Here is a 14668-nt window from a genome sequence, read left to right as displayed (position 1 = left end):
TATGGCTTTGTTTGCGCGTCCGCAATAAGGTGCGGCCCATCGGGCGTCAAGGTGTCCGCTCCAGAACGCGACACCTGTCACGAAATGGAACAGTTGAAGCCGCCCACCGGCCATCGCTATTGCCCTGGCCCCCGGCGGCCGCCATACTGGCTCGTACACAGGGCGCGTTGATGACGCCCGGGCAGGAGACACACACCATGCGATCCACATCCACGTCCACCTCGGTGGCACTGCGGCAGGCCCGCCAGCACCTGCTGGAATCAGGCCAATGCCCCAGCGGGCTTGTGGACGAGCGCCTGGCGCGGTCGTGGCAGCGCAGCATGGACAGCGGCCTGCTACCCACCGGGCGGCTGGGCAACCCCGACAACCTGGAACACCAGGCCTTGCGGCAGTTGCGCGGCCACCACCAGGAGTTGCTGGCGCATTCGCGCCCCGTGATGGAGTACCTGTTCGAGCAGGTGCGCGACAGCCAAAGCGTGGTGGTGCTGGCGAGCCCCTGCGGAACGCTGGTGGACACCTGTGGCGACGCCTACTTCCTGGGCAAGGCCGAACGGGTGGCGCTCACGAGCGGCGCCTCGTGGCACGAAAAGCAGCGCGGCACCAACGCCATCGGCACCGCGCTGGCCGAAATGGCGCCCGTGGAAGTGCATGGCGCGGAGCATTTCCTGGAGCGCAACGGTTTCCTGACCTGCGCGGCGGCCCCCATCCTGTCTGCCACGGGGCAGCTGCTGGGCATTCTGGACATCTCCAGCGAGCACAGCCGGGGCAACCCGCACACGCTGGGGCTGGTGAGCACCGCCGCCCACATGATCGAAAACCGGCTGCTCGTGTCCGCAAGCCAGCGCCACATCCGCCTGCACCTGCACCCCCACCCGGAGGGCATTGGCACCGTGGCCGAAGGCATCGCGCTGGTGTCGGAAGACGGCTGGGTGGTCGGCGGCAACCGCAGCGCGCTGGCGCTGCTGCGCCTTTCCATCGCGCAGCTGGGCTGCGTCTCGCTGGACCAGATCCTCCATCCAGGCCTAGAGGATCTGTTGTCCCGCCACCAGCGCCGCCCCGACGCGCCGCTTTCCCTGCGCAGGCACGATGGCTCCCAGCTCTTCGGGCAACTGGTGCCCGACAAGCGCACCGTGCGCCCCCTCGCCCCCGCCGCGCCCTCCAGCGCTCCCCCGGATGCCCTGGCGCGCCTGGACACCGGCGATGCGCGCTGGCGCATGGCGGCAGCCAAGACACGGCGCATCCTCGACAAGCCCATCCCCCTGCTGCTGCAGGGCGAATCGGGCGTGGGCAAGGAATGGTTCGCGCGGGGCGCGCACCAGAGCGGACCGCGCCGCGACGGCCCCTTCATCGCCATCAACTGCGCGGCCATGCCGGAGGCGCTGATCGAGTCGGAGCTGTTCGGCTACGCACCCGGCACGTTCACCGGCGGGCGCCGCGAAGGACGCCTGGGCCTGCTGCGCGAGGCCCAGGGCGGCACGCTGTTCCTCGACGAGATCGGCGACATGCCGGCGGCCCTGCAGACGCGGTTGCTCCGGGTGCTGCAGGAGCGGCAGGTGGTCCCCCTGGGCAGCGGCCACCCGGTGGCCGTGGACTTCGCCCTCATCTGCGCCTCCAACCGCAAGCTGCGCGAGGAGGCGGAGCAGGGGCGCTTTCGCGCCGACCTGTACTACCGGATCAATGGCCTCGCGGTCGAGCTTCCACCCTTGCGTGAACGCACCGATTTCGAAGCGCTGAGCGCGAGGATGCTGGAGGACATCGAGCCCTCCCGCGCCCTGCGGCTGGCGCCGTCGCTGATGGCGATGCTGGAACAGTACCCCTGGCCCGGCAATCTGCGGCAATGCGCCAGCGTGCTGCGGACCACCTGCGCGATGCTGGAGCCGCACGAGGAGGTGCTCGAATGGCACCACCTGCCGGACGACTTTCAGGACGAACTCCGGCGGGCCGACCGGTTCTGCGCGCCAAAGGAAGCCCCGCACCCGCCGCAGAACCTGGACGAACTGTCTCAATCCGCCATTCAGCAGGCCCTGGAGAGCTGCCGTGGCAACGTGAGCCACGCGGCACGCACCCTGGGCATCAGCCGCCAGACGCTCTACCGCAAGCTGGCAACGCGCAGGGAGAGGCTCGCCCACCCGCCCGGGTGACCAGGCCCCTGCCGCGCCACGGCGCTGGCGCTGCCGCCGCCCGCTCGGGGATCGCGGGGCCTTACGGTTGCCGGTCTCCCTTGGCGTATTCCTTGAGCGCATCGATGGCCTCTTCGCGCGTGGCCCAGGAGGCATCGCGGACCGGCACATTGTGTCCGTCTATCAGAAGGCTCTGCACCGTGTAGCGCCCCTGCGGCGTCCTGCAGAGCACCGCGGAGTAGGAGCTTGCATCCGCCGTGCCAAAAACGTTCTCTTCCTCGAGTTCACCGGGCATGGAAACCTCCTCATCCGTTCGCCACGTTGGACCTTTGATTGTCGGCAGCGGAGTCCGCCAACGGTGTAGGCCAATGGCCCCTTGCGCCTTCTTCGGAGGCCGCGGCGCGCCGCTTTCCTACAGACATCGAAGGGCCGCCGCGAAACGATCGAATCCAACGGCCCCGCGGCGCATCCCGCGCTGCGCGATGCCCGTTAGAAAGTGCGTACATGGCTACCAGCAACCGGGTGCTCTGGAAGGGCGCCATCTCCTTCGGCCTTGTCCATATTCCCGTGGGCCTGCACACCGCCACCACGGAGCAAGGCATTGACTTCGATTGGCTGGACAAGCGGTCGATGGACCCCGTGGGCTACAAGCGGATCAACAAGCGCACCGGCAAGGAAATCGACAAGGCCCACATCGTCAAGGGCGTCGAGTACGAGAACGGGCAGTACGTTGTTCTTTCCCCGGAGGAAATCGAAGGCGCCTTCCCGCGCACCACCCAGACCATCGAGATCGAGCGCTTTGTGAACGCCCAGGAAATCCCGTTCGTCTACCTGGAGCGCCCGTACTACGTGAGCCCCATCAACAAGGGGCACAAGGTGTATGCCCTGCTGCGCGAAGCCCTCGCCAGGACCGGGAAGATCGCGCTGGCAAAGGTCGTGATCCAGACCAAGCAGCACCTGGCGCTGCTGGCGCCCTCGGGACCCGCGCTCGTCCTCAACCTGCTCAGATGGGGCGACGAGGTCAAGGGTTTCGAGGGACTGGATCTCCCCGCCCTGGGCGCCACCGCCATCAAGCCCAGCGAGATGAAGATGGCGACGCAGCTCATCGCCGAAATGACCGGCCACTGGAAGCCGGAAGATTTCAAGGACGAATTCCGCCAGCAGGTCATGGACCTGGTGGCCGCCAAGGTCCAGCAGGGCGATACCCGCACGGTCACGCAGCCCGCGCAGGCCGCCACGGGCAGCGCGGAAATCATCGACCTCACGGAGCTGCTGCAGCGCAGCCTCAAGCCCGGAAACCGCCACCCTGCCGCCAGGCCGGCGGCCAAGGAGGGCGGCACGGCGCCGCGCAAAACCGCGCGCAAGCGTGCCGCCGCCAAGGCGCCTTCCGCGCAGCGCAAGAAGGCGGCCTGATGAAGCGCGCGGACGCGGCACACGCACCACAGGCCCCGGCGACGCGATCGCCCCGCGCCAGGAAACGCGCCAGATCGCCACAGCCCGGACCGCGCATCTCCCACGGCGAGCGCGTGATCGATCCGTCCACGGGGTTCACCAAGATGGACATGGTGCGGTACTACGCCAAGGTCGGCCCCTTGATGCTGCAGCACCTGAAAGCACGGCCCGTGGCCCTGGTGAGGGCTCCCGGGGGCGTGCCGGGAGAACTCTTCTTTCAGAAGCACCAGGAGGCCGAGGCGCTGCCCGGCATGCGGAGCCTGGACCCGGCGCTGGACGAGGGGCATGCGCCCTTGCTGGAAGTGGTCTCCCCACAGGGCTTGCGCAGCGGGTCGCAGATGAACGTCGTTGAATACCACACCTGGAACGCGCTGAAAGACAGGATGGAGCGCCCCGACCGGATGACCTTCGACCTGGACCCGGGCGAAGGCGTGGCATGGGCGGATGTGCGTGGCACGCGGCTGCTGCGCGTGCTGCTGCAGGAACTGGGGCTTCCCGCCTTTTTGAAAACCAGTGGGGGCAAGGGCATTCACGTGGTGGTTCCGCTCAAGCGCCTGCGCGACTGGGACACGGTCAAGGATTTTTCCAGGGCCATCGTGCTGCACCTGGCCGAGACGATCCCGCAGCGCTTCGTGGCCAAGAGCGGTCCGCGCAACCGGGTGGGCAGGATCTTTGTGGACTACCTGCGCAACGGCCGCGGTGCGACGACCGTGAGCGCATGGTCGGCACGCGCACGGCCGGGAATGGGCGTTTCCGTGCCCGTCGGTTGGGAAGAACTGGATGCGCTGACCAGCGCCGCGCACTGGAACGTCCGGAACATCGACGCGAGGCTTGGCGTGGGCAATGGCCCCTGGCAGGCCTACGAAGAGGCCGCGGTGAGTTTGACACCCGCGATGAAAGCGCTCGGATTCCGGCCCGGCTGACGCGTGCCCGCGCTCCCGGCGCCGGCACGGGGCCCGCACAGGATCAATCGGGCACGGCGGCCGGGCTCAGGCCAGCATCAAGGCCGGGCCGGGCTGGCCCGAGGCTTCCAGCTGCAGCGCGGAACTGGACAGCTTGAACGTCGCGACCGTTTCAACCAGCCTTCGGGACTGGATGCTCAGGCTGGAGGCGGCCGCGGACATTTCCTCCACGAGCGCCGCATTTTGCTGGGTGGCCTGGTCCATCTGATTGACGGCCACGTTGACCTGGCTCACGCCCTGGCTCTGCTCGGTTCCGGCCGCGCTGATCTGCGCCACCGTCTCGGTCACCCGCTCGATGGACGAAACCACTTCCTTCATCGTCTGCCCCGCGGCGCCCACCAGCACGGTCCCGGCCTCCACGCGCTCCACGCTGGTGGCGATGAGGGCCTTGATCTCCTTGGCCGCCGCCGCGGAGCGTGCCGCCAGGCTGCGCACTTCCGAGGCCACGACCGCGAATCCACGCCCCTGCTCGCCAGCCCGGGCGGCCTCCACGGCGGCATTGAGGGCGAGGATATTGGTCTGGAAGGCGATGCCGTCGATGACGCCGATGATTTCGGAGATCTTCTTGGAGCTTTCGTTGATGCCGCTCATGGTGTCCACCACCCTGGACACGACGTCGCCCCCCTGCTTCGCGACCGTGGAGGCGCTCTGCGCGAGCACATTCGCCTGCAGCGCATTCTGCGCATTCGTCTGCACGGTGGAATTGAGTTCCTCCATGGCCGCCGCCGTCTCCTCCAGGGCGCTCGCCTGGTGCTCCGTCCTGGTGGACAGGTCGCCATTGCCCGTGGATATCTGCGCACTGGCCGCCGCCACGGTCTCCGAGCCGCTGCGGACCTGGCTGACGATCCGGGTCAGCGAGTCCTGCATCACGGCCAGCGCCGCGAGCAGGGGACTGAATTCATCACGCGAGCCGTCCGTGACCGGGGTGGTCAGGTCGCCGTCCCTCACGCGATTGGCCACGGCCTGCGACGCGGCCACCCTGCGCCGCAAGGTGGCGCCGATGTGCCAGGAGAACAGCAGCAGCCCGATCGCCACCGCCGCCACGGCACTGACCAGCGCGCGAAGGGTCAGCTTCACGTCCCGTTCGATCTCGGCGAGGCTGGCTTTCAGCAGCCCGGCCTGGTGCTCCTTTTCCTTGGCGAGGACGGCAAGCACCGCATTGCGCGTGGGGATCGTGGAGGCCACCAGATAGTCAAACGCAGGCTCCTTCTTTCCCTCCTTGATCAACTGAAGGTTCTGCTCGGCCACGTGCCAGAACGCCTGCAGCCCTTTGGACAGCTCGGCGTTCAGGGCCCTCTCGGCGGCGGTGTCCGCGGCCTGCACGAAGCTGGCGAGATCCGTGTCGATCAAGCGCTTCTTGTCGGCGATGTCCGCCAGCGTGGCCGCCAGCTCTTGCGGCGTGCGCACCAGCATCGCATGGCGCATCTGGAGCGAAGACCGCGTGACGTTCAGCTCCATCGCGCTGGCCTGGAGCTGGCGCGGCACCTCTTTCCCGGCCACGAGTTCTGTCTGGCGCGTGACCTCCCCCAGGTAGAGCCAGGCCAGGACCGCGATCCCCGCGAGCCCCGCGATCAAGAGGAAGGAAATGGCATGAAGGCGTCTGGCAATGCTCATGGGGTCACCTCTTTGGACGGCGGCGCTGCAAGCGCGGGCGGATCTGCAAGCAATTGCAGCAATGGCGACAATTTGCAACCCGGCCCCGGTACGGCGGATTGAACGCGCTTATGGGACGTGGGTCAAGAGGATCCGCCCGCTGCCGCCGGCGACGGACCGGGAGGGGTTGTCGGGCTATGCTGGAGACATGGACCAGCGCAAGACCTTGGTGATCGTCTATCACTCCATGACGGATGGCACGCGCCAGATGGCCGAGGCTGCGCGCGAGGGCGCAGCCTCCGATGCGGCGGTCGCGGTGCGGCTGCTGCACGCCGCGCAGGCGGGGCCCGCGGACGTGCTGGCCGCGGACGGGCTGATTTTCGCCACGCCCGAGAACCTGGCAGCCATCAGCGGACAGCTCAAGGATTTCTTCGACCGCAGCTATTACGCCGTGCTCGACCACGTCAACGGCCGGCCCTATGCCAGCCTGATCTGCGCGGGCAGCGACGGACACAACGCGGCAAGGCAAATAGAGCGCATCGCCACCGGCTGGCGCCTGCGGTCCATCGGGGATCCCCTCATCGTTTGCACCCATGCCCAGACCCCCGAGGCCATCCTCGCCGTCAAGCACATCGGCGATGAGGATCTGCTGCGCTGCCGTACCCTGGGCGAAGCGATGGCTGCGGGGCTGGCGCTGGGTGTGTTCTAGAAGAACGAACGGAGCCACCTTCCCGGAACAATCGGGTTTAATGACGCTTTGCACGAGACCGCAAATGACCCCCCTCCTGATCGTGGCTGTGTTGGCATCCTCGGCGGCCGCGGCCGAGGCGCCCTCATGGCTCACTGTGGTGGGAGACCCCGCCAATGCCTTCGTGGACACGCTGGAGGTGGATGCCACCAGCGCCATCGCATTTGAATCCATGCGCCTCGTCAAGCTCAGGGTGAACCGCGCCAGGCCACGCACGGGCTTTGATGACCAGCCCTACCACTCCTACTACTCCACGGCCGTGGTGGACTGTACCGGGCTGAAGGCGTGGCACCGCTCCATCGCCCTGTTCAGCAAGCCGCTGTGGCACGGAAAGATGCGCCTGGTGGAGTATGCCGAGAGCGACGGCCGCAACCTGGCCTTCGCGGAGATGGAGCCCAACCCCAGGGACCGACTGATCAAGGCCGCCTGCGCCATCGCGCTGCAGAGCCCCTGAAACCCTGGAGTTTTCTGCCGCGCCGACCCCGATCGCCGCAATGCCGCCGACCGGCATCAAAGGCACTTCCCACCGGGTTGGCCCCCTGGGAAACCCGCCGGTTGTAGGCGGACCGTGATGGCGGCCACCCCTGCATTCGGCAAGGCCGAAATCCAGGCGGCCGCGTTGAAGCCGAGCGCCACCGCCATGGTGCTTGTCGATTTCATCAATCCGATGCGGTTTCCCGGCGCGAACGCCTTGCTGCGCGGCGCCCTGGAGGCGGCGCATGCCACGGCGCGGCTCAAGCGCCGGCTCTCGGCCCAGGGGGCGGTGGCCATCTATGCCAACGACAACTATGGGATCTGGAGGTCTGACTTCAAGGATCTGGTGAAGGCATGCCAGGCCTTGCCTGGTGCGCGGGGCGAGATCGTCACCCTTCTGGCGCCGGGCGATGGCGACCTGACGGTCCTGAAACCCCTGCATTCCGCTTTTCACTCGACGCCGCTGGACCATCTGCTCAGGCAGATGCAAACGCAGCAATTGATCGTTGTCGGCCTGGAGGCGGACATGTGCGTGCACCTGACGGCGATGGATGCCTACATGCGGGGGTTCAAGGTATGGGTGCCCGCCAATTGCACGGCGGCCGAGCACGAACCGCACAAGCAGGCCGCGCTGCACCAGAGTCGCGGGTTCTCAAATGCTCCATCCGCAAGGCATGACGTTCTTCGCGGCCGTGCTCGCCCTGAGCGGCCACGAGGGCCACCAGAACACCACCTGTAGAACACGCCCAGCCGGCAAGCCGGCATTCCTCTGACGCCCGCTTCGCGGGGCGCTCGGATAGTCTAGCGATCACCGGCGCATCGGAAGGATGTCGATGCCGGTCGGTTTCACGGTTGCAGATCGAGACGGGTAAGCCTATGGACGTTTTTCAGCTGGGCGGTGCGTGGTGGGAGATGCCATTGCGGGCCGCCATCATCTATGCGGTGCTTCTCCTGCTGGTACGGATTTCAGGCAAGCGGACGGTGGGCCAGTTCACCCCCTTCGATCTTCTGGTGGTGATGCTGCTGAGCGAGTCGGTGTCCGCAGGTCTGAACGGTGACGAGAAGTCCGTCACGGCAGGACTGCTTTCCGCAACGACGCTGATTGCGCTGAATGTCGCCGTCGCGGTCATCACCTCCCGCAGCGAACGGATTCAGCAGTGGGTGGAAGGCCGTCCGGTCCTGATCGGCAGCAACGGGGAAATCTTCACGGATGTGCTTCGCAAGCACCATGTACCGCTGTGCGACGCGCAGCGTGCGCTGCGTGAAGCGGACTGCGACCCGAAAGACATGCAATTTGCGTTTCTTGAAGCAGACGGGCACATCAGCATCCTGCAGAAATCCGGGAAGAATGCGTGAGGCAACCGCACCGGCGGGAGCTACCCACGCACCTTGCATGCCGCAGAGATCATTCCCTTGTAAGGCTCTCCCGGCACATCCTTGAACAGCACGGGGGCCTTGCCTTCGGCGTACTCCTCGCGGCCCACGGCGTCGCCCTTCCAGGCCGGCAGCCCATAGTAGGTGAGCCACACATACCACGCCGTCCGGGAAGGGCAATGGACCACCACCCTGGCATAGTACGAGCGGTACTTCTGCCCCTTGAAGGAAGTCCGGGTCCTGTCTCTTGAAACGCGCAGATCGAGTACCACGCGGTGGTCCAGGCCCACGGGCTCGGGGCGCACCTCGATCAGGTTCTTTTCACCCTCCTGGCGGTCGCCATGCAACGTGAACCAGACGTCCTCGGCCTGCGCCGGAGACGACATGGCGGCTATGCACAGGAAAGTGGCGCAGATCATTGGGAGAACCCCGCTCTGGGACAAGGCCGTGTGGGAGGGTGGCAGGCAAGAGGCCCCCGCGCGCCCTCAATGGCGCCAATGCGGCCTCGGCAGCAGTTTATCGGTGCTTGCCGCCACGTGGAGACCACCCACAAAAAAAGGCCCCGATGGGGCCCGTTGTACTGCCTTGCGCTGCGGTGAAAACACTTCCCATGGCAGCGGCACCCGCGAAGTGCCGCCACCATGGAAAGGCCCGCAACTGCGTCAATTCAATTACATGGCGCTGAATTCGCCGTGAGGGATCTGGCCGGTGCGCACGGCTTCGGCTGCCTGGGCGCGCACGGCGCTGCGGTCGGCCGTGGATTGGTAGGTCACCACGCGGGAGCCTGCTGGCTCCATGTTGTGGGTGCGAGCTTCGACAACGGCTTCCGCCTTCACTTCGGCACGGGTGCGGTTCGTATCGAACTGCAGGGCGAACTGCGAGGAGTCGGCTTCGTCGGCGTGGGCGCCAAAAGAGGCGAAAGCGGCAACAGCGGCGATGGAGAGGAAACGGGCGGTGGTGTTCATGATAGAAATCCTTAAAGAAAAGCGTCTCAAAAAAAGCCGGAACAAAGCGCGAAGAGCCATGCTCACGACTGCTTCAAACCGGGTTCGGTGAGTCGCCTTGCGGGTTCGGCTCATCGATGGGTTGAACTGTACGCCGGTGGTGTGCACAAAAAAACCATCTGGTCGCGAACTAACCGTTCCAGTATTGAAAACAATCCTCGGGAACCAAATCCAAGGCCCGGTTTCCGGCCGCGCCGGTGAAGGCTGCCCAGCCTCGGCGTCCTTCGACGGCCCTCCTTCGCCACGTGCGCCACCAGCTCAAGCGGCCCGCAGCTCGCTCTTGCGCTCGATGATCCGCGACACCAGTCCGTATTCGACCGCTTCCTCGGCCGACAGCCACCGGTCCCGCTCGATGTCCGCCAGCACCACGTCCAGCGGCTTGCCGGTTTCCCGCGCGATCGTGCGCGCGATGCGCTCCCGGGCCTTGACGATCTCACGGGCCTGGATGGCGATGTCGCTGGCCGGCCCGCCGGAGCCGCCGCTGGGCTGGTGGATCAGAAAGCGTGTGTTGGGCAGGCAGTAGCGCCGCTCGCGTGGGGCCGCCAGGTACAGATGGGTGGCCGCGCTGCCGACCCAGCCGGTGCCGATCATGTTCACCGGTGCTGCGATGAAGCGCACCATGTCGTGGATGGCGTCGCCCGATTCCAGGTGTCCGCCGGGCGAGCTCACCAGCACGTCGATAGGTTCGGCGCTGTCGGCGTCCAATGCGATAAGCCGGCGCGCCACGTCGGCGGCCACCAGGTCGGTGACGGTGCCGAAGATCAGCAGGGTGCGCGACTTGAACGCCTTTTCCTCCAGATAGGAAGTGCGCGGCTCGGTGGCGCTGGGCGTCGTGGCGGTGTCTGGGGTGTTCATGGGCGGGATTCCTCGGGGTGGTGGAACTGCCTTGACGAACGAAGCGCGGATTTCGTGACACGCGGGTCCCCGGCAAGGCTGTGGCAAGATTTGCAGATGCATGATGAACGCCAGCCGGCCCTGATCGACGCTGACCGCCGCCGCCTGGTGCGCGCGGCCTCCCGCCTGCTGGGCCCCTCGGATGCCGAGGATGCCGTGCAGGACGCCTATGTCCGCGCGCTGGAGGCCGAGGCGCTGGAACTCAACGCGGCCCAGGCCTGGCTGCTCACCGTAGTGCGCAATCTGGCCGTCGACCGCCTGCGCCGGCGCCACTGGATGCAGCAATGGCTGGCGCAAGCTGTCGCCAGCCACCCCGTGCATGCGTCGCCATCGGCCGAGATGGATGCGGCGCTGGCGGAGGATGCCGCCCGCGCGCTGCGCCTGCTCGCCGCCCACCTGGCGCCAGCGGACGGGGCCGTGGTGCTGCTGCACGAAGTGTTCGAGCTCGGCCATGCCGAGATCGCCCAGGCCAGTGGCCGGTCCGAAACCGCCAGCCGGCAACAGCTGCGGCGGGCATTGTTGCGGCTGCGGCGCGCGGGCAGCGGGTTGGAGCCTCGGCCATCGCCCCAACGCGAATCGAGCGACGAGGTGGTTTTCCGCATGTTCCTGCAATCGCTCCGGCTGCGTGATCCGCAAATACTGTGGGCGATGCTCGGCCAGCCGCCAGTCAGTGCGTCTGCTCGGGCATGCATGGCCGCCGCCGAAGCCGTCTCCGCGCCGGCCGCGACCTCCTGCGGCGTGGTGCAGATGGGCGGGCAGCTTGGCCTGGTGCTCACGCTGGACGGCGTCAGGCTGTGTGTGCTGCCGCTGGGCGTGCGGACTGAGCACGAGCCGGAAACCGTGGCGCTCTAGCGGCCGCCGCCAGGCCCGCGACCTCCAGGCCCGCGCGCACGATGGCCAGGTTCAGGGCCACAGGCGGCACCTGGCCCGGGTAGCCCGGGACATCCGCGCTATCTGGCAAGAAGCATGGGGCCTTTGGCCGCCAAAGGGGTGCACCTTGCGTACACTGGGCCCATGACCGCCACCTTCCCTCGAACCGCCGCCGCCCTGACCGCACCGCTTCGCGCGGCGGCATGCGCCTGCGCGGCTGCAAGGAAGGCACACCGTCAGCCAGCGCCAGCACATTCCTGAGCCCGGCGGCACCTTTTCCCCCTTTCAGCGCAGACATCCACCGCCGGGCACCCGCCTTGCGCGGTAGCGGCCGCCTTTTGTCCACAGGGCAACGGCCGGACTCGATGGAGTGCTTTTCATGCATACAGTGGATCACGGCGGGCGCACGCTCACCGAACCTGATTTCCCTCGCCGGTCGCGGCTGAGAGTCCCGCAGCTTCCCGCATTCCTTGCGGACCTGCCCCACACCGCAGAGATCGTCCGCTCCCGCGTCCTGCATGCCGAGGTGGCCGCCACACATGGCGAAACGCGCGCAGCCACGGCCGCGAGCGTCCGCCACCCGCCCGAGGCCTGGGGCGACTACGCCAGGTAGCCCCGCGGCAAGCAGCCACCGCAGCCCGCGGTGCGCCAGATGCACGTCCCCTCGCCGATCTCCATGCCCGCCCCGGTCTCGCCGCGCATTGGCGCCGCCGGCCGGCGCCGCTCTTTCAGAAAGCAGTTTTCCCATGATCCCTCGCTCCATCCTTGCCGTCACCGATTTCTCCCAGCAGGGAGGCCACGCACTGGCCCGGGCTGCGCTGTGCTGCGCCGAGCACGGTGCGACGCTGAAAATCTCCTACCTTGCCGACCCCGGCGAGGAGCTGCCTTCGGACACGGACGTGCGGCTGGCACATCACGCGGTGCAGCTGGGGCAGCGCCACGACATCGCGGTGCAGGCGGCAACGCAGGCCGCAGGCGATGCCGAACAGGTCGCACGCTGGGCGGCTGGCGCCGATCTGGTCGTGTGGGGCACGGCACCCGTGCGAGGCCTGCGCGCCTGGTTCACCACCCATCCGGCCCTCAGGATGCTGCGCACTTGCCCACGCCCCGTCATCGTCGTGCGCAATCCGGCCCACCAGCCGTACCAGGGTCTGATGGTGGCCGTGGACTTCTCGCGGATGTCTCACGGCCTGGTCGACCTGGGCCTTGCGCTCCATCCCTCGGCACGGGTCGAGCTCTTTCACGCCATCAGCACCGCCGACGAAGGAAAGCTGCGGTATGCCGAAGTGTCGGAGCGCGCCATCCAGCTCTACCGCGAACAGTGCCGGCGCTCCGCGCAGGACAGGATGGTCACATTGACGGATTCGCATGATGCACGGCGCAATCGGCTGTCGTCCTCCATCGGGCGGGGAGACCCCGTTCGCCAGATTCTGGTGCAGCAGCAACACAGCGCGGCGGACCTCGTCGTCGTCGGCAAACACCCGGCGTCGATGGTGTCCGACCTCCTGTTCGAGAGCGTTGCACAACGCCTGCTCCGGGAGGCACGCGTGGACGTGCTGGTGGTGCCACACGGCTTTCGACCCGCGTCCCGCACCTCTGCCATGGAGCGGCTCGCGCCCGACCTTCCCGTGCGCCGCGTCAGGGCGGGCGCCCCACTGCGGCCGCACGCACCCGGCGCGTCGCCTCGACGCCAGAGCCCCTGACACGCCGCCCAGAGGCGGGTCTCCACCAGGCAAGGAATGCTGTGGCCGGTCACCTGAGACGACGGGGACGCAAGGGGCGCGCCCCGCCCCCGACGATGCACGGTGGATGAACACCCACAGTTCGCTCCAGGGCGAACCGTGCTCTCGCGCCAGCGGGCAGCATCGGTGGTCCTGCGGTCTTCACCGCGCCCGCCACTCTTGTCCGCATGCCTTCCACCCGCCGCCCCGTCTTCTATGGCGACACCGTAGTCCGCGCAGCCTTCGTCATTGCACTGCTGGGATGGGGCGCGGGCTTCTACGGCCCGCCAGTCTTCCTGCACGCGGTCATGGCGCGCACCGGCTGGTCCCTGTCCCTGGTGTCTGCTGCGGTCACCTTTCACTTCCTGGTGGGTGCAGGGGTCGTGATCTGCCTGCCAGGATGGCATCGCCGTTTCGGCATTCCCGCGGCGACGCAGGGGGGCGCCGTCGTGCTCGCGCTCGGAGTCGCTGGATGGGCCGCCGCGGCACAGCCCTGGCAGCTTTTTGTCGCGGCGGCATTGACCGGCGGTGGCTGGGTTCCCCTGGGGGCAGCAGGCATCAACGCGATCATCTCGCCCTGGTTCGTGGCGCGGCGGCCTCTCGCGCTGGGCAAGGCATACAACGGCGCGAGCGTGGGGGGCATGGTGTTCTCCCCCCTGTGGGCGGCCATGATCGAACGCTACGGATTCCCCGTGGCAGCGCTTTGCGTGGGCACCGTGCTGGTGGGGATGGTCGCGCTCATCGCGCACACGGTGCTGCCGAAGTCACCCTCCACACAATCGCAGGTGGCGGATGGAGCCGACGGCAGCCATACGGGAGCAGGCGCGCCCCCTCCAGCACGGGACGGCACTCTTCGATGGTCGAACCGGGGCTTCCTGACCTTGGCGGCGGCCATGTCGCTGGGATTGTTTGCCCAAATCGGACTGATTGCCCAGCTCTTCTCGCTCATAGTGCCGGGGTTGGGAAGGCAGCAGGCCGGCGCCATCATGGCGTTGGCCACGGGGTGCGGAATGGGCGGGCGCCTGGTGATGGCCCGCGTGGTGGGGCCACGGGCCAACCGCAGGCTTGCCGCGGCATGCAGCTACGGCGTGCAGGCCGTGGGGACTGCGCTGATGCTGCTTGCGGGCGCGCACCACGCAGGCATCCTGGTTCTGGGCATCATTCTGTTCGGCCTGGGCATCGGGAATGCGACCTCGATGCCACCGCTCATCGCGCAATCAGAATTCGCCCCCCCGGAGGTACCACGGGTCGTTGCGCGCTGCGTGGCGGTGGCCCAGGCCCTCTACGCGTTCGCCCCCATGGTTTTTGCGGCGGTACTCAGCCACGGGGCAGCGGGTGCCCCGCTGCTGGGCACCAACACCGGGCCTTTTTTTGCCATGGTGCTCTTGCTCCAGGTTCTTGCCGCCGCCTGTGTCCTGGCGGGTGGGACGGCCGCGGCGCGCCGCAGGTGAAAGCG

Annotated in this window: 15 protein-coding genes and 1 pseudogene; 11 read left to right on the top strand and 5 right to left on the bottom strand. The window is 67.5% G+C overall.

Annotation, left to right across the window (positions count from 1 at the left end; translation table 11 throughout):
• Positions 1 to 197: 197 nt before the first annotated feature.
• A complete protein-coding gene (locus AC1RVY_RS14155) occupies positions 198 to 2141 on the top strand; it encodes a sigma-54-dependent Fis family transcriptional regulator (RefSeq protein ID WP_492806899.1) in 1944 nt (647 codons plus the stop codon).
• Between the two features lie 61 nt (positions 2142 to 2202).
• Here the strand turns inward: AC1RVY_RS14155 and AC1RVY_RS14150 are convergent, their stop codons facing one another.
• A complete protein-coding gene (locus AC1RVY_RS14150; protein WP_369643377.1) occupies positions 2203 to 2415 on the bottom strand; it encodes a hypothetical protein in 213 nt (70 codons plus the stop codon).
• Positions 2416 to 2624: 209 nt separating this feature from the next.
• On the opposite strand from AC1RVY_RS14150, the gene ku reads away from it, so the two are divergent.
• Both ku and ligD read left to right on the top strand, forming a co-directional pair.
• Positions 2625 to 3533 carry a non-homologous end joining protein Ku gene (ku, locus tag AC1RVY_RS14145; protein WP_492806898.1) on the top strand — a complete coding sequence of 303 codons (909 nt, stop codon included), beginning with the start codon at positions 2625 to 2627 and terminating at the stop codon, positions 3531 to 3533.
• A gap of 32 nt (positions 3534 to 3565) precedes the next feature.
• Positions 3566 to 4495: pseudogene (gene ligD / locus AC1RVY_RS14140) on the top strand (non-homologous end-joining DNA ligase); the annotation flags it as partial.
• Positions 4496 to 4561: 66 nt separating this feature from the next.
• On the opposite strand, the gene AC1RVY_RS14135 reads toward ligD, so the two are convergent.
• Positions 4562 to 6148 (bottom strand): methyl-accepting chemotaxis protein, encoded by a 1587-nt coding sequence (locus tag AC1RVY_RS14135; RefSeq protein WP_492806897.1) that lies wholly within the window; start codon positions 6146 to 6148, stop codon positions 4562 to 4564.
• Positions 6149 to 6335: 187 nt separating this feature from the next.
• Here AC1RVY_RS14135 and AC1RVY_RS14130 point away from each other — a divergent pair, with 187 nt between their 5' ends.
• The 4 genes from AC1RVY_RS14130 to AC1RVY_RS14115 all read left to right on the top strand — a co-directional run bounded on the left by AC1RVY_RS14130 (position 6336) and on the right by AC1RVY_RS14115 (position 8705).
• Positions 6336 to 6836, top strand: a complete 501-nt coding sequence (locus AC1RVY_RS14130) for a flavodoxin family protein (RefSeq protein WP_492806896.1) — start codon at positions 6336 to 6338, stop codon at positions 6834 to 6836.
• Between the two features lie 64 nt (positions 6837 to 6900).
• The gene (locus AC1RVY_RS14125) at positions 6901 to 7329 is read left to right on the top strand and encodes a surface-adhesin E family protein (protein ID WP_218296150.1); all 429 of its coding nucleotides are present in this window, start codon (positions 6901 to 6903) and stop codon (positions 7327 to 7329) included.
• Positions 7330 to 7446: 117 nt separating this feature from the next.
• Complete coding sequence (locus tag AC1RVY_RS14120) at positions 7447 to 8088, top strand: cysteine hydrolase family protein (RefSeq protein ID WP_492806895.1); 642 nt, start codon at positions 7447 to 7449, stop codon at positions 8086 to 8088.
• A gap of 137 nt (positions 8089 to 8225) precedes the next feature.
• Positions 8226 to 8705 (top strand): DUF421 domain-containing protein, encoded by a 480-nt coding sequence (locus AC1RVY_RS14115; protein WP_492806894.1) that lies wholly within the window; start codon positions 8226 to 8228, stop codon positions 8703 to 8705.
• A gap of 20 nt (positions 8706 to 8725) precedes the next feature.
• Here AC1RVY_RS14115 and AC1RVY_RS14110 read toward each other — a convergent pair whose 3' ends face one another.
• The 3 genes from AC1RVY_RS14110 to AC1RVY_RS14100 form a co-directional block, all read right to left on the bottom strand.
• Positions 8726 to 9109, bottom strand: coding sequence for a surface-adhesin E family protein (locus AC1RVY_RS14110; protein WP_255591045.1), 384 nt, complete (start codon positions 9107 to 9109; stop codon positions 8726 to 8728).
• Between the two features lie 285 nt (positions 9110 to 9394).
• Positions 9395 to 9688 (bottom strand): DUF4148 domain-containing protein, encoded by a 294-nt coding sequence (locus AC1RVY_RS14105; RefSeq protein WP_218296153.1) that lies wholly within the window; start codon positions 9686 to 9688, stop codon positions 9395 to 9397.
• A gap of 297 nt (positions 9689 to 9985) precedes the next feature.
• Positions 9986 to 10582 (bottom strand): ATP-dependent Clp protease proteolytic subunit, encoded by a 597-nt coding sequence (locus AC1RVY_RS14100; RefSeq protein ID WP_218339759.1) that lies wholly within the window; start codon positions 10580 to 10582, stop codon positions 9986 to 9988.
• A 96-nt stretch (positions 10583 to 10678) separates the two neighbouring features.
• On the opposite strand from AC1RVY_RS14100, the gene AC1RVY_RS14095 reads away from it, so the two are divergent.
• The 4 genes from AC1RVY_RS14095 (at position 10679) to AC1RVY_RS14080 (ending at position 14663) form a co-directional block, all read left to right on the top strand.
• The gene (locus AC1RVY_RS14095; protein WP_492806893.1) at positions 10679 to 11473 is read left to right on the top strand and encodes a sigma-70 family RNA polymerase sigma factor; all 795 of its coding nucleotides are present in this window, start codon (positions 10679 to 10681) and stop codon (positions 11471 to 11473) included.
• A 397-nt stretch (positions 11474 to 11870) separates the two neighbouring features.
• Positions 11871 to 12104 (top strand): hypothetical protein, encoded by a 234-nt coding sequence (locus AC1RVY_RS14090; RefSeq protein ID WP_492806892.1) that lies wholly within the window; start codon positions 11871 to 11873, stop codon positions 12102 to 12104.
• 133 nt (positions 12105 to 12237) lie between these two features.
• Positions 12238 to 13194: a universal stress protein gene (locus AC1RVY_RS14085; RefSeq protein WP_492806891.1), complete on the top strand. Its 957-nt coding sequence runs from the start codon at positions 12238 to 12240 to the stop codon at positions 13192 to 13194.
• A gap of 206 nt (positions 13195 to 13400) precedes the next feature.
• Positions 13401 to 14663: an MFS transporter gene (locus AC1RVY_RS14080; RefSeq protein ID WP_492806890.1), complete on the top strand. Its 1263-nt coding sequence runs from the start codon at positions 13401 to 13403 to the stop codon at positions 14661 to 14663.
• Positions 14664 to 14668 lie beyond the last annotated feature (5 nt).

It is taken from the genome of Acidovorax sp. GW821-FHT11A03, assembly GCF_058809075.1.
The sequence above is the reverse complement of the archived record's forward strand: the minus strand, read 5'-3'. Positions and strand labels throughout refer to the sequence as shown.

Bases quoted from the DNA above. Each gene is read 5' to 3' on its own strand.
- AC1RVY_RS14095 (WP_492806893.1), top strand. From the start codon at position 10,679: ATGCATGATGAACGCCAGCCGGCCCTGATCGACGCTGACCGCCGCCGC.
- AC1RVY_RS14100 (WP_218339759.1), bottom strand. From the start codon at position 10,582: ATGAACACCCCAGACACCGCCACGACGCCCAGCGCCACCGAGCCGCGC.
- AC1RVY_RS14120 (WP_492806895.1), top strand. From the start codon at position 7,447: ATGGCGGCCACCCCTGCATTCGGCAAGGCCGAAATCCAGGCGGCCGCG.
- AC1RVY_RS14155 (WP_492806899.1), top strand. From the start codon at position 198: ATGCGATCCACATCCACGTCCACCTCGGTGGCACTGCGGCAGGCCCGC.
- AC1RVY_RS14085 (WP_492806891.1), top strand. From the start codon at position 12,238: ATGATCCCTCGCTCCATCCTTGCCGTCACCGATTTCTCCCAGCAGGGA.
- AC1RVY_RS14150 (WP_369643377.1), bottom strand. From the start codon at position 2,415: ATGCCCGGTGAACTCGAGGAAGAGAACGTTTTTGGCACGGCGGATGCA.
- ku (WP_492806898.1), top strand. From the start codon at position 2,625: ATGGCTACCAGCAACCGGGTGCTCTGGAAGGGCGCCATCTCCTTCGGC.
- AC1RVY_RS14125 (WP_218296150.1), top strand. From the start codon at position 6,901: ATGACCCCCCTCCTGATCGTGGCTGTGTTGGCATCCTCGGCGGCCGCG.
- AC1RVY_RS14130 (WP_492806896.1), top strand. From the start codon at position 6,336: ATGGACCAGCGCAAGACCTTGGTGATCGTCTATCACTCCATGACGGAT.
- AC1RVY_RS14090 (WP_492806892.1), top strand. From the start codon at position 11,871: ATGCATACAGTGGATCACGGCGGGCGCACGCTCACCGAACCTGATTTC.
- AC1RVY_RS14105 (WP_218296153.1), bottom strand. From the start codon at position 9,688: ATGAACACCACCGCCCGTTTCCTCTCCATCGCCGCTGTTGCCGCTTTC.
- AC1RVY_RS14115 (WP_492806894.1), top strand. From the start codon at position 8,226: ATGGACGTTTTTCAGCTGGGCGGTGCGTGGTGGGAGATGCCATTGCGG.
- AC1RVY_RS14080 (WP_492806890.1), top strand. From the start codon at position 13,401: ATGCCTTCCACCCGCCGCCCCGTCTTCTATGGCGACACCGTAGTCCGC.
- AC1RVY_RS14135 (WP_492806897.1), bottom strand. From the start codon at position 6,148: ATGAGCATTGCCAGACGCCTTCATGCCATTTCCTTCCTCTTGATCGCG.
- AC1RVY_RS14110 (WP_255591045.1), bottom strand. From the start codon at position 9,109: ATGTCGTCTCCGGCGCAGGCCGAGGACGTCTGGTTCACGTTGCATGGC.